The 13,221-nt window shown below is 40.9% G+C and carries 12 protein-coding genes; 2 read left to right on the top strand and 10 right to left on the bottom strand.

Going from position 1 to position 13,221, the window contains the following annotated elements; genetic code table 11:
* Window positions 1-166: 166 nt before the first annotated feature.
* The 5 genes from MHB67_RS08635 to MHB67_RS08615 form a co-directional block, all read right to left on the bottom strand.
* Window positions 167-1,075 (bottom strand): trypsin-like serine protease, encoded by a 909-nt coding sequence (locus MHB67_RS08635; protein WP_103132495.1) that lies wholly within the window; start codon window positions 1,073-1,075, stop codon window positions 167-169.
* A gap of 193 nt (window positions 1,076-1,268) precedes the next feature.
* Window positions 1,269-4,412, bottom strand: coding sequence for a cytochrome P450 (locus MHB67_RS08630; protein ID WP_103132496.1), 3,144 nt, complete (start codon window positions 4,410-4,412; stop codon window positions 1,269-1,271).
* A 22-nt stretch (window positions 4,413-4,434) separates the two neighbouring features.
* A complete protein-coding gene (locus MHB67_RS08625) occupies window positions 4,435-5,013 on the bottom strand; it encodes a TetR/AcrR family transcriptional regulator (RefSeq protein ID WP_041109214.1) in 579 nt (192 codons plus the stop codon).
* A 227-nt stretch (window positions 5,014-5,240) separates the two neighbouring features.
* Window positions 5,241-5,951, bottom strand: a complete 711-nt coding sequence (locus tag MHB67_RS08620; protein WP_044335586.1) for a DUF421 domain-containing protein — start codon at window positions 5,949-5,951, stop codon at window positions 5,241-5,243.
* 64 nt (window positions 5,952-6,015) lie between these two features.
* Window positions 6,016-8,232, bottom strand: coding sequence for an RNA ligase (locus MHB67_RS08615; protein ID WP_234107848.1), 2,217 nt, complete (start codon window positions 8,230-8,232; stop codon window positions 6,016-6,018).
* 110 nt (window positions 8,233-8,342) lie between these two features.
* On the opposite strand from MHB67_RS08615, the gene MHB67_RS08610 reads away from it, so the two are divergent.
* On the top strand, window positions 8,343-8,534 hold the full coding sequence (locus MHB67_RS08610) for a hypothetical protein (RefSeq protein WP_024425119.1): 192 nt from the start codon (window positions 8,343-8,345) through the stop codon (window positions 8,532-8,534).
* Window positions 8,535-8,546: 12 nt separating this feature from the next.
* Here the strand turns inward: MHB67_RS08610 and MHB67_RS08605 are convergent, their stop codons facing one another.
* From MHB67_RS08605 to MHB67_RS08590, 4 genes are all read right to left on the bottom strand, one after another.
* Window positions 8,547-9,455: a DMT family transporter gene (locus MHB67_RS08605; RefSeq protein WP_103132498.1), complete on the bottom strand. Its 909-nt coding sequence runs from the start codon at window positions 9,453-9,455 to the stop codon at window positions 8,547-8,549.
* A 154-nt stretch (window positions 9,456-9,609) separates the two neighbouring features.
* Entirely contained in the window at window positions 9,610-10,461 is an 852-nt protein-coding gene (locus MHB67_RS08600) for an SDR family oxidoreductase (protein WP_024425117.1), read from the bottom strand.
* Window positions 10,462-10,561: 100 nt separating this feature from the next.
* A complete protein-coding gene (locus MHB67_RS08595) occupies window positions 10,562-10,975 on the bottom strand; it encodes an Rrf2 family transcriptional regulator (RefSeq protein ID WP_024425116.1) in 414 nt (137 codons plus the stop codon).
* 48 nt (window positions 10,976-11,023) lie between these two features.
* Complete coding sequence (locus MHB67_RS08590) at window positions 11,024-11,497, bottom strand: glutathione transferase (protein ID WP_051170147.1); 474 nt, start codon at window positions 11,495-11,497, stop codon at window positions 11,024-11,026.
* A 165-nt stretch (window positions 11,498-11,662) separates the two neighbouring features.
* On the opposite strand from MHB67_RS08590, the gene MHB67_RS08585 reads away from it, so the two are divergent.
* Window positions 11,663-12,106 carry a DUF2188 domain-containing protein gene (locus tag MHB67_RS08585; RefSeq protein WP_024425114.1) on the top strand — a complete coding sequence of 148 codons (444 nt, stop codon included), beginning with the start codon at window positions 11,663-11,665 and terminating at the stop codon, window positions 12,104-12,106.
* Between the two features lie 217 nt (window positions 12,107-12,323).
* On the opposite strand, the gene MHB67_RS08580 is transcribed toward MHB67_RS08585, so the two are convergent.
* On the bottom strand, window positions 12,324-13,172 hold the full coding sequence (locus MHB67_RS08580; RefSeq protein WP_024425113.1) for a Ku protein: 849 nt from the start codon (window positions 13,170-13,172) through the stop codon (window positions 12,324-12,326).
* Window positions 13,173-13,221 lie beyond the last annotated feature (49 nt).

Raw genomic sequence — 13,221 nt, 5'->3', positions numbered from 1 at the left:
TCTATTTTTTTATTTATCACTAATATCTCTTCTTTCTTTTTCATTTATTTCATTCAGCATAGCTTTTAAATATGAAATAGTGATGAACAAAAAAAGAAACTTTTCTGTATTTAACGATAAAAGAAGCCTGTCCCCTGTTAAGGAAACAAGCTGAATGCTCTATTTTTTATTGCGCTTTCGCATAGTTTATAAACTCAACAAAGGCAGCTGTCGCTTTTGGACCGCCATTTATCGTTCCGTTTGAATACCCAGCGTTATGAACTCCAACGATTTGCTGGTTCTGATCCAGCATGGCAGAACCTGAATTTCCGCTGAATGTATCAATCGTATAGTACGCTAGATTCGTATCTTCTCTCGTCACAGGACCCGACATCTCCCACTGTGACACCTTGCCAGTCGATCTCATTTTATCACCAGGATATCCTGAGATTTTAATGGTTGTCCCAGTCAAGTTTGTCACCTGGCGGATAGATCGGTAGCCGACCGTATTGCCAATGTTCGTATCGGTTTTAATCACGGCAAAATCATATTGGCTTGCACCAGTATTAATATACCCGTTTGGCACATAGAATTCCGTCATTTTTGCAGAACCGTTCACCGCAGTACTATCATTCATACCAGGATATACAGTCCCTTTCTCACTATAGCTTCTCGATGCTGTATTGTACACGCAGTGTCCGTTTGTCAAAATTTTGTTAGGAGCAATGAGTGTTCCCGTACAGCTTGAGCCGCCAAATGTAATATAAGCAATCGAATTGTATGGTGCCACTCTTGTATTTGCTACTTTGGTTCTACCATCGTCTCCAATGACGACTTTCGTTTGAAAATCTTTTAAATATTTTGATAGTGGTTTTACTTTTTCGCCAACAGTAGAAGAAAGATCATCCACTTTGTCAAAGGATGAGGGGGCTTTCGTATCATTGTGGAAATCACTTGAAGAAATCACTTTACCATCAGAAGTCACCATGTCATAATCAGACGTTAGTACTGAATCCGATGCGGCATGGGCAAAACTAGGCACACTTAAAGCACCAAAAACGAGAAGAGAAGGGAGTAACATTTTCACCTTTTTCATCATATTCCTCCTTTATGTCCTATATCAAAAATCATACGATTGTTTCATATTGGAGTAAATGAGAGAATATTCTTATTTTTTACAAAATATTTCATTTCCAAATTAGGTGTTTTGTATCTTCCCAACCTTCATTCTATCGATCTCTTTCTATGAGAACAGAAAAAACCGCCTAATAGGCGGTCTTTCCTCTTTTTCAGCTCCACACATCTTTTACATATCTATTGTCATTTGCGAGGGCTGTCAGCCAATTTTCAGCTGTTTCTCTCGAGCATTGTTTCTCGTTTTGATAAAGATCGATCAGTGTAGCCTCTACATCTGGAGCCATGACTTTTCCGTCTCCGCACACGTACAGATAAGCACCTTGATCAAGCAATTCGATCAGCATGCCGCCGTCTTCTTTCAACAAATGCTGGACATATACTTTTTGCTCATCGTAACGAGAATAAGCACGATGGATATGGACAATGCCGTTTTGCGCTGCAAGCTTCATTTCATCAAAATACAGATCATCTTCCTGAGGGTGACGGCAGCCAAAATATAGGTGGGCTTCGCCTAGCTGCTTCCCTTCCTTCTGCCACACTTCTCTTGCCTGAACAAATCCTCTAAATGGAGCGATTCCTGTACCTGGTCCAATCATAATCATCGGTATGTCTGATGAAGGGGGCAGCTGGAATCCGTCTTGTGCTTCATGCAGGAAGCAGGCTACTTCTTCCCCTTCTTTCAGACCACATAAATAGGTTGATGCGACTCCGGCATATTCTCCGCTGCCGCTCCATGCTTTACCTTTGACAACTGCCACTGTGATACTGACTTTTTCTTCATCTACCTTTGGCGAGCTAGAGATCGAATAATAACGCGGCTTCAAACCTGGTAAAAGCGCCAAAAAGTGTACAAATGGCAGCTCACACGCTTCATATTGATCTAATAAATCCAGCATGGTTACTCGTTTCTTTAAGATGGCTTCTTGATATGCTTCACCAGCCATTTGTTCAAGTTCTACGCGGTGAGGCGGACATACCGTATGTGCTGCAAGCTCTCTTAGCTGTGTACGTGTCGCAGGATCTTGAAGCTCAACATGCGAGGCAAGTAATTCTTTGATTGGAATCGGCTGATCTAATGGTAAATGACTTGCCTCTTTATCAGATGAGAGCTTAATGCGCTGCTCTGGATCTAGTTTAAAGCGGCGGGTCACACGCTCAACGAGTGCATCACTATTTTTCGGCACAATCCCGATATGATCCCCTTCTTTGTATGCTTTGCCAGCAGGCAATTTCAGTTCAATATGTCTTGTCTGCCGCGTGCTTGTTTCTGATTGTAATTCTTCATTTTTCAATACAACAGCTGAAAAGGCATCATATATTTTAGCTACAGGACGCTCCACTAGCTCATTCGTATAAGAAACTGATAGGTTTGGTTTTTCCTTCCCCTTTTCTTGGAAGGTGAGCTTAAATTCTTTTGCAAGCTGTTCGAAGACTGTTTTCTGGAAGATTTCTTTATCCTCATCCATATCACCGCCTGCATCACCTTCTCCTAAATCAGCTACACGTTTGGCTCCTTTTCTTTCTAGAGCTTCATCAATTAGACGGGGGATCCGCTGGTACGTACTCGCCCAATTTCGATCTCCGCATCCAAAGACAGCAAATGTCACGTTTGATAAATCCTGCTCTTCATCCTGCGCCAGCCAATCCACAAATTGCTTCGCATTGTCAGGCGGATGTCCGTTGTATGAAGCGGTCACGATGAAGACAGCACCTGTATTTGGCAATTGGCGTGTAAAGTCATCAAGCGGCGCAGTGGTCACATCAAACCCTTTTGCTTTCCCATCTTCAGCCAATTCGTTCGCTATTTGCTTCGCCGTACCAAGATTTGATCCGTATAAAACTAGCAGCGGTGTACCGTGACTCGCCACTTTTGACTCATGAGATTTGGTGCTTTTCTTAGATTCTTCTTTCGGTGGTGCCATAAAGAATTGCTGGTTCCTTGGCCGCACTTTGATTTTAAAATCGTTAGGTTTAATTGTGAGAGATTCTTTTAAATCAAGCTCATAAGATGTGTGATCAATTAACTCTAAATTGTGCAGAACCATCGCGAGAACCATCGTAGCTTCATGCAGGGCGAACTGCATACCGATACATGCACGCTGTCCATTCCCAAAAGGCTTGTAGGCATGCTGCGGGATTTTCTCAGGATGTGTAAACCGCTCTGGTTTAAATTCTTCAGCATCCTCGCCCCATACCGCTGGATCACGGTGTAATTTAGGGAGCAGAACAGAGACACTTTGATTTTTTTGAATCGGATATTTTCCCCCGATTACTGTGTCCTCTTTCGCATAAAGAGAGAACGTAGGCGCTGTTGGCCAGAGGCGGAGAGCTTCATTTAACACCATACGAGTGTAGCTTAGCTTTTGCACCTGTTTAAATGCCGGAAGCCCGCCCTGCAGTACCTCATCTGCTTCTTGGACGGCTTTCTTTAATTTCTCTGGATTCTTCAGTAAGAAATAAATCGCAAATGATAGCAGCCCGCTTGTTGTTTCGTGGCCTGCAATTAAGAAGGTGATGATTTGATAACGGATATTTTCATCGGATAAACGTTCACCTGTTTCAGGGTCCTCTGCATGCAGCATAAGAGACAGTAAATCATCGCCCGCTTTATCTTGTTTTCTTCGTTCCTGAATAATGTCATCTACTAATTGCTTCATAAAATCGACATGCTGGTCAAATTCTTTTCTTCTTTTGATCATGAGTTTATCTGCAATTGGCAATCGACTAGACTGCTCCATTGCTTCATTTAAGCCTTTCAGCATGCTGTCGATAAACGGATGCTGATTTTCTTTATAAAAGCTGTTAAAGCGAAAATCAAAACCGCAAAGGCCGATCGTATCTAAAGTCAGCTTTGTCATATCCTCAGCTACTTCAATTTCTTCATCGCGGCCTGTTCTTTGCCATTTTTGCACAAGCTGTGTGGCAATATCGAGCATCATCTCATGATAGCCCTTCATGGCCTGCTGGCTGAATGCAGGCATCAAAATTTGATGAGCCTTTCTCCAGTTCGGTTCTTCTGTCCAGCTTGTAAATAGTCCGTCCCCTGCAAATGCTCTTACTTTACTCAGACTAGTTCCAATAAATTTATCAAAACGGCTTTCGTCACATACTTCTTTGACAAGTTCATGGCTGGAAACAAAAATACTTGTTGCATTTGAAAATTCAAACTGAAAGATCGGCCCTAATTCATCTGCCAGCCGCCAAAAGGTTTGAGCAAGCTCCCCCTTTTTTATATGGGGAATATTTTTAAAAGGTCCGTATGTTTTTGGTTTTGGAATGATTGATGTTTGCTTCATATGCCCACTCCCTTTATTTCTTTTAAGATGCAACGCTGATGGCACGCCATAAACATTGCTCAATTTCCTCCAAAAATTCAATCGTTGGCTCTATTTCTTCTGCAAGAATTTGTTTATGCAGCTGCACAAAAGCACCAAATACAATAGATAAAATGGTTCTGCCTGAGAGGTTTGGGTGAATCCCATCCTTTTTTCCTTCTTCAAAGATAAGGAATAGCTCATGTAACAAATGCTGCATTTTCTCTTTGCTCGTCTCGTCTAAGTAATGGGACCGTTTATCTATCTCTAAAAAATACAGCCCGCTTGGATTCTCCTTTGTAAATAAAACTAAGCAATAAAATACATGCTTAAAGTACGCCCGAATACTTAACTTTGGATCTGGACTGTTTGTGTTCATTTTTTCGATAAATGCCGAGAGGCTGCGCTGGTACAAAATATTGACGAGTGCCTCCTTGCTGTCGAAATAACGGTAAATGGTGCCCGCTCCGACGTTTGCTCTTTTTGAAATCATCGGCATTGTGGTGCCATCAAAGCCTCGTTCAATAAATAGTTCCAGCGAAGCCTTCATGATCTGTTCTTGTTTATCAGTCACTGCTGGCATTTCATCCCCTCCTTTTAAAACGTAGGAATGAACGTTCATTCCGCTTGTGGTATATTATATTAATATTCTAATTTCATCTATTTATACTTAAACATACTTATTTTACTCCGTCACTACATTTTCTGAAAATAATAATAATTGAGAAATGATACCTAGTCGCATGACATCCAAAGGACTTATAAAGATTGTCAAATGTGTGTCATGCAGGTGTCATCAGCACTACACATTCATTCCTGATCGATTGGAGAATGAATATGGTCGTCATATGTATCAATATATAAGCTGCCATTACTTGAACGGACAGCATAAACAATGTCCTTTAAGGACAGCTGCCTTTTTTTCAGCTCTTCTTCTATCCATTGCTCTGTTAATTGATTTTCTTGTATGTTTTTTTGGATGAGTTTCCCGTCCATGATGACTTCAATCGGCATGTAACGCTCTGCCTCCATGAATAAATGAAGGTCCTTCCGCGTGACTTTTTCAAACGAAGGGTATTTTTTCACTGACATATGCCCATCTGTTTCAATCATGGCAAATTCAACTTCGCTAATATCAAAGATGTCTTTTTCTCTCAGCTGCTGATTTAAATAATCAAGGGTATATCTCATCCCTTTCATATTTCCTTCAAGAATTTTTCCATTTTGTATGACAAGTGTTGGTTTACCCGCCATCAACCCTCTTATCTTCCGGCTTCTTAATGCAAGCAGGGAAATCACATAAATAATCATGACAAGTGACACAAAGGAAATCGTTGTGTGCTGAAGCGGGAGCGTTGTATTAAACGCCAGGTTCGCTGCAATTGAACCTAAGCTGATGGCTGCTATAAAATCAAAAATATTCATTTGCGCAATGGTTTGTTTCCCTAAAAGACGTGCTCCTCCAAATAAAATCGCAAAAGCAAACATCGTCCGAAGAATGACTTCAATATGGTCAGACATGCAAGTATCCACCTTTCAATTGCATCAAAAAAAGCCTTTTCCTTAGAAAAGACTCTTTGTTAGACTATGCATTTATTTCATCATTATTCAATTGGGCAGTACCGCTTTGTTCAAATTGTGATCGCAGTTCAATAATTGAGCTATTCCTCACATGATCTGCTTCTTGCTCAAGAAGCCATGTATAAAATCTTGCTTGCTCCGCTGTCTGCAAAGCCTGCATATATTTTTGCGAGGAACGCTTCTCTACAACGCGCTGCTTCATCCCCCGCATCTGCTTCCAGAATTGATAATAAGGGAGCTTGAGTTTGGTCATAAAGCCTTGATCATCCTCAATGACATACCCCTCTTCTTTAATTGTATTATCATGGGAGACCGCCTGATACCATTTATAAAAAGACGTCCAATCATGGAAAACAGCCACTTCCTGCTTGCAGGATATTCCAAGCTGTTCACTTAATCTTTTCACTTCAGCGAATGGTGCTTTTTCATAGCTTAACTGCCGCTTCACAATATCAAGTAAAATGAGTTGATCTTGTTCATATGTGATAATATGCGGATCTTTTTCTGGCAAAATGACTTCAAACACAAGAGATACATGGTGGTCACGGACATATGATTTAATGTAATCAGCCTGCACGTCACTGAAGGTCTTATCAAATAGCTCTTCGACCCAGGAAGCATGCTGATTTTGTTTCACATGTGATGTATACGATTTGGATGTAAACACCAATTCATCTTCCATTTCATTATACCCAACAGTTCCTAAGTATCCATTTGCTTTATCATATACGGTGACAGGGAATTGAAGATGGTTCACTAAATGCTGCATTCTTGTCTCCGGACGCTCATCAATGTTAAAAAATTTATTGTAGCTTCTAGACACAATCTGCTTAGAAACCATATTAACAAACAAACCTCTTGCTTTCACATTCACATCATCCCACTGCCGTTCACTAAAAGCCTTTTTCGTAAAATTAAAAGATGAAATATGGTGCGGAAGCTTTAATTCCTGTACGTATTCATGCTGATCTAAATGAGCTAAAAAATCATCCAGTGAAATATCTGGCTGAACAGCAGCCGATTGTTTTTTCTCAGACGCTCTGTAGACTGGATTGTCAATTTCATGAGTCTCAATCCCGTCAGCTGTGATTTTCAACACCCGCAGCTGCCCCCCAAATTCAACCTGACCTTCTAGGTTATAAGACCTTTCCGCTGCGTGAATAGGCAGTCTGTATAAATTGCGATGCCCGTGAATTTGGATGATATCCAGCCCAGCCGTATTTTGAACAAATAAGTGATCAATATCATCTGAATATTCTCCTACGCCGTGAATGAGCTGCTGTGTTGAGACATGCAGAAGTTCTTCTGGCAAATGAGCAAGCCCGCCATGTGTAACAAGAAATGTCTGATCATGGTACGTAAAATAAGTAAGCTGATGAAAGGTTCTGACAAACTTTCGTACTTCCTTCAAATCAAAGTTTGCTGCTTCGATTTCAGGCACAGTATGACGATTAAACATATTGCTTCTGACTTTTTCACCATGTGCAAACCGGTATAAATGCTGATCATGATTACCTTCAATGACGATGACATTCCGGCATTCCCTATGGGCGAGCATCCATTCTAATACTTCTTTGTTTTCTATTCCTCTATCAAGCAAGTCACCTGCAAAAATATAAAGTTCGTTTTCTTTGATGTCTCCTTGCAAATAGGTGGTAAGTGCGGTGTAACAACCGTGAATATCTCCGAAAACATGAATGGCCTCATATTGATCAAAAGATCGAGGCTGATAAGTCATCACTTGCGGATAATCCTCCGGCTGCAAAACAGTCACCCATGATGGGACCTTTTCTGTTTTTAACCGCTCGTTCATTTGATACAAAACAGATTCCCGCACCACTTTGTGAGATTCACGTGAGCGATTTTGCAAAAGAGCTGTTTCAAGGGGGACCTGCGTGAAATCGACGACATACACCCTGTAACGATAAGATGTCGCTAAAGACTTATATTGAGAAATCGATTTACTTGAAATATGTGTCGCATCAATCACAGTAAAGTCTCCGCGCTCCATACGGGCTGTGAGTAGATCGAATAATAAAGACCAAACTTTGTGGTCATGCTTGCTTGAAATGTCTAGTTTCCCATTGACTGATAGCTGCGGCGGCTGAGTTAACAGCCGGATTTGATCCGCTGATAAAGTGTAAGGCTCTAAGCCTTGTTCTTTGATCCATGTTGATTTACCTACGCCTGGGAGACCTCGTAAAAGGACTAAAGTTCTCATATTGGTTCTCCTTTAATGAGTGATATTTTACCTATTATAGATAAATTATGGATAAATCTCAATCTTTTATTGATTATGGTAATATATAGATAGAAAAGGAGGTTTTACGTATGTCTAATAGAGAGAATATGGCATTCAACATGGGAGATCTTCTATTTCAAGTGTTCTCTCTTCTATTCATTGCCTTTATTGTGACAATCATTGTTATCGCGTTTCGCATGATTAGAAGAAAACGAATGGAATTGAAAAAAATCGAGGCAAGATTAAACAAAGTAATTGAAAAAAACGATTTAAAAGAGTAAAAAATCCGGAAGTTAACCGGATTTTTTTGTTTTCATCACGATACCTTGACGCTGCTGCATCAAAAAGAAAAAGACGCCTAAAAGAACAAGCAGACCGCCAAGCATTTGAAGCAGCGTGACTTTCTCTCCAAGCAGCCATACAGCAAGGATCGTTGCCCCAACAGGTTCACCTAGAATACTCATTGAAATGGTAGTCGCATTAACATAAGTTAATAGCCAATTATTAATGACATGAGACATCGTGGGAATAATGGCGAGCAATAAAAAGATTCCCCACTCTTTACCCGGATAGCCTATAAATGGAGTTTGCTGAAGCAGGTTGAATAAAATTAAAAAAAGACCGGCAAAACCAAATACACAAAAACTATAAATCCAATGAGATATTTTTCTTACAGCCTGTTGGCCTATTAACAAATAACAAACAACAGCGATCACACTCAAAAAGGATAAAAGATCTCCTAAGATGGCTTCCTTGCTATGACCAATATCTCCCCAGCCTATCATGAGGGCACCAACAATCGCTGCACACATCGTCAATAGAGCAGACATCGTCGTTCGTTCACGGAAAATGAGGAATCCGCCTAATAAGGAGACCATTGGCTGAAGGGCGATAATAATGGTAGAGCTTGCCACTGTCGTCAGCTTCAGTGAGCCAAACCATAACACAAAATGGAGTCCTAAAAAGAAGCCTGACATACATAAGAAAAACCAGTCTCTGCGCTTTATCGAGAGAAATTCTTCTTTTCTTGGCAAGATAAACGGCAGCATGAGAGCCGCCGCAAAAATCATTCGATACATACTTAAAATAGCAGCAGGTGCATTTGACCATTTCACAATGATTGCAGAAAACGAAATGGCAATAATTGAAATCACAAGCGGCAGTGCAATTGATTTCGTTTGAGCAGTTGTCTTCATTTCCATTAGCAGCTTCCTTTACATCAGCAGTAGATGAGCAGTTCATCTTGTATGTCGTCATCTTACTATGTCCATTCACCTAGTGGCAAGATGATTTTTTAAAACTGGCGTGAGCTTTTTGGATGGAAAAAACGCCCTTTTCATAGGGCGTTTTTGTTGTTTATTCTGAAATCAATTCACGAATTCTCTCTTCAATAGGTGTTAACGGCCGGCCTAGTAATGTTTCGAAATCTTGACTTTCGACAGCTAAAGCACCATCGCGTATGCCGCTTTGAATGGCTTTGACAAATGGCACTGCTTCTTTTGGTACACCATTTGAAGCTAAAAAGTCTCCAAAGGTGTCTACATCTATTTTTTCTACTTTGATTTCTTTTCCACTCACCTTACTAACAATTTGTGCAAGTTCACTATGCGTCCGAAGAGGTCCTGACAGTTCATATATCTCCTGATCATGTACGGCAAGTGTTAACGCATTTGCTGCCGCTTCTGCGTAGTCATTTCTTGTTGCCCAGCCAACCTTTCCTTCGCCAATAGGGCTTAAAAATGGTGCGCCGCTGACTGACGCCAGAATCGTATCCTTTTCGTTTTCAACATACCAGTTGTTTCTTAAAAATACATGAGGAATGCCAGAGGCCAAAATGGCTTCTTCTGTTTTGGCATGGTCATTTGCAAGGACAAGCTGACTCTCTCTTGCATTGACAACACTTGTATAAGCAATAAACCTCACATTTGCTGCTTTCGCCGCTTCAATTGCTGCTTTATGCTGCTCGACGCGGTCACCATCCGCTGTTGAAATGATCAACAGACGATCAATGCCCTTAAATGCTGATGCCAGGGTGTCTGGCTGAGTAAAATCTCCATGGCGTACATCCACCCCTGCATCCTTCAAATGTGCTGCTTTTTGCGGATTTCGAACACTGACTGAAATTTGTTCAGCCGGTACTTTTGTGAGCAAATGCTTGACGACGAGCGATCCAAGTTGTCCCGTTGCGCCTGTTACTAATAATTTCATTTGTTGACCTCCTCATTTTTCGTTCAACGGTGATGTACATTCGTTATAATCGAAATGGTTACAACAAAGGTGTAAAAAAAGCTCTAAAGTACGAGCTTTTTTATTCCGCCTCTGTTAATAATTGCTGAATTGTCACTTGCTTTAGGTGATTCTCAAGTGCAGCTTGTGCTTCTTTTAGTTCATGCCGAAGTCTCGTGTCCATCGCTTGACCAATCGGGCATGCGATGACGGGCTGATGAAAGTTAAATAATTCTTTATCCTCGCTTACATCCACAGCGCGATACACATCTAACAGCGTGATGTCCTCAGCCGGTCTTTTTAAATAAGCACCGCCCACACCGCGGCGAATTTCAATGAGACCCGCCCGTTTGAGCATTGCCATCATTTTTCGAACAATGGCTGGATTTGAATTCACGCTCTCTGCAATAAAATCACTAGTACACTCTTTTGGAACACCTGCAATAAATGACACAATATGAACAGCAATCGGATACCTGCTGCTAATTTGTTTCACAATCTTTCACCACCGTTGTAATCAATATAGTTACAATGAGTGATTTTGTCAATCAATAAACGGATTTTTCTTTTGGTCCCAGTCCTCATATGCCATGATATCGTAGTTTTCTGCTGTATCAAGTTCAAGCGGGGCAATGCATTCAAGCAGATTCTCATCTGGGTCAAGAAAATAGATCGCTGCATGAAATTGCGGCGGATTATCGAGAACTAAAGGCTGCTTTTCTTCTGAAAAACCAAACATTGGGTGAATACTGATGCCTCTTTCAATCAGCCAAGTCTTAATCTGTTCGATACTGGACGTTGTAATTTGAAAGGCAACGTGACGAGTCGAAGGATGGTATGGATAGGCATTTATATCTACTTTCCACAGTCCAAGCCAGCTCTTTCCTTTCTCAATCCATAAAAAAGCAACTCTTTCATTTTCATGAGCAAGTGTCAATTCCAATTTTTCATAAAACGCAATCGATGTCTTCAAGTCACTCACAGGTAAATGTGCTTCATACAAACCTTTCATCATCATCAAAATCACTCCTTTTCTATCTTCTATTCTGCGTGAATGAATGATATTCTGCCTCAGCAAAACGATGTATTTTATCCCTAACATTAGTTTGAGAGACATTGTATGTTTGATTTATTGCAGATGGGGGAAGGTGTTCAAATAAAATAACAGAAAGGAGCGGTCCATATGCCTTGGACGATGAACGATTATCCAGCTTCATTTAAATCATTAGACAACGTCATTCGAAAAAAAGCGCTTGAGATTGCCAATAAAATGATTCAGGAAGGCTATGAGGAAAATAGAGCCATTCCAATTGCAATCAGTCAAGCGAAAGAGTGGAAAAAGAACGCAGCGGAGAAAGAGGTAGAGAATTTTTCATCTCATGGTTCTGTCAAACCTTCAGAGAGCAGCAGCTCCACAAGACCAGAGCTCATGGATCATGCGCAGCATGTAGTGAAACACGAGGAAGGCTGGGCGATTCAAACAGAGAAAGCGAAACGAGCAAGTGAGGTCAAAGAAACAAAACAAGAAGCAATTGACCGGGCAAAGGAGATTTCAGCTAATAAAGGAACTTCCGTTGTCATTCATCGAAAAGACGGGACGATTCAGGACGTGTTAAAACCGCAATAAGACCGCTCGTCAGCGGTCTTAGCGTGTAGACAAACCCTCGCATTCGGTGTCAGTCCTGCGTGCCGGTGCTCACGAATGTTAAATTCGCTCCGCTCCGGTACTCGTCCTTCCTAGGGCTGCAAAGGTTTTCTATCACGCTGAAGGAAAAAAAAGGCTAAAATAAAGATCATTTTAGTCTTTTGTTAACAATTTAAGACCGCTTGTCAGCGGTCTTTTTTTAAGCATTCTTTTCTTTTTTCGCTGGAGTTTTTCTTTTCTTAGGTGCTGCTTTTTTCGCTTTGGCTGGTTTTGATCGGTCGATCGAAGCCTGTAGTGCGGCCATTAAATCTGTCACATTGGCTGCAGGATCTTTTTTGCCTGTCGTTTCTGGCTGAACGGTATGTTCTCCAGATATTTTATCGCCAATTAAATTCATCAGCTGTTCTCTGTATTCATCTTGATATGCCGCTGGATCGAACGTTGTGGTCAGCTGCTCGATTAAAAGGAGCGCTGTATCTAACTCTTTCTTTACAATGTTCTCCTCTTGGGGGATATTCGGCACATCTGATACTTGTCTAATTTCGTCAGGGAAATGAATGGTTTCCATCAGCAAAATATGTTCATAGCACCTAACGATCGCTAATTGCTCCTTTGAGCGAATCATAATCTTAGCGACACCAATTTTCCCCGATTCCTCTAAAGCTTTTCTTAATAATGAATAAGCCTTCGCTCCGCCGGTATCCGGTGATAAGAAGTAACTTCTTTCGTAATAGATTGGATCAATCTCCTCAATCTTTACAAAATCAATGATTTCAACGGCTTTTTCTTCATTTTCTTTTCGCAGCTTTTCCAGTTCTTCATCGTCCAATTCAATAAATTTATTTTTCGCATATTCATACGCCTTCACAATTTGTTCTGGCGCTACTTCTTCACCGCAATTGGCACATACTTTCTTGTAGTTAATGGGCGTGTGACACTCTTTATGCAGCTGTCTTAATTTAATGTCTTTGTTCTCTGTAGCGGTAAACAGCTTGACTGGAATATTGACCAATCCGAAACTAATGCCGCCTTTCCATACTGTATGCATCGCGATTCCTCCGTTCTTTTCTCCTTACTATGTAATGTTTTCATCAGAC

The organism is Bacillus sp. FSL H8-0516 (assembly GCF_038635285.1).
In the GTDB taxonomy this organism is placed as follows: Bacteria; Bacillota; Bacilli; order Bacillales; family Bacillaceae; genus Bacillus; species Bacillus safensis.
This window is presented reverse-complemented; position numbering and strand designations above follow the sequence as displayed.